General features: G+C 46.1%; 1 protein-coding gene. It reads right to left on the bottom strand.

The features are described from left to right. Nucleotides 1-978: transporter substrate-binding domain-containing protein (locus RTY00_RS12690; RefSeq protein ID WP_312664698.1), on the bottom strand; the 978-nt coding region annotated here is incomplete at both ends.

Raw genomic sequence — 978 nt, forward strand, 5'->3', positions numbered from 1 at the left:
CCGCCTGTTAATGAAGATCTTCCGTCTCACCAACGTGGGCTTGATTACGCCACTGGTGATTGGAAAAGGCATCCCATCTAACAGTTTTTGTAAAGTCTTAACCTGGTTGGCCGCATTAGACACCTCGCGACGTAGCCAAAACGCACGTGCAATAGCCAATAGTAAAACGCATAGCGCAGCAATAACGATAATAAGTAATGACGTACGATGCTCACCCCAAAAATTATTTACTACCACCATATTGTTAGGTCGCCAACGGTTAGCCAGTAATTCCAGTTCATCCGGTGGTAAGGTATCTAAGACTTTATTCAAAATATCACGTAATTCAGGATCGCCTTTACTTACGGCAAACGCGACATGTGCAGTAATATCGCCAACGGTGTTGACGATTTTAATTTTGTCGGGGAAACGATTACTCACCCGATAATCCGCAGTCATTAGTAGGACGACCGCCGCATCAACCTTGCCACTGGCTACAGCGTTAAACATGTCGTCGTCATTGTCGAAGGTAATCTGCTTAATTTCGGGATAGCGTGTGGCAATATTATCGGAGAGTGCAGCATGCTTGACCAATGCGAGCTTTTTTCCACGCAAATCGGTCAGGCGCATCACACTGTCATTATCTTTCGCAGTGACTAAAGCAAATGCGGTGCGAATAAAGGGATTACTAAATAGCATTTGTTGACGGCGCCCTGAACTGGGTGCCAGCGCCGCAACCATATTGGCATCATCTGAATTGAGCTCACGCGTGATTTCATCCAGTGATTGCACGGTATGAAAGGTAAATTTCACACCAGTTTTCAAAGTCATCAATGCCAGGACATCAGTAGAGATGCCACGAACCGCGCCGTTATCATCAATAAAAGCCGCGGGTGCCGTGTTGTCGTCACCGTAAAGCAATACTTTTATTTCCTGATGCTCATTAATCCAGCGTTGCTCAGCCAGCGTTAATTTCAGCGGCTGGCTCAAACCACTGTT

The organism is Pantoea sp. CTOTU49201 (assembly GCF_032054795.1).
Taxonomy (GTDB): domain Bacteria; phylum Pseudomonadota; class Gammaproteobacteria; order Enterobacterales; family Enterobacteriaceae; genus Pantoea; species Pantoea symbiotica.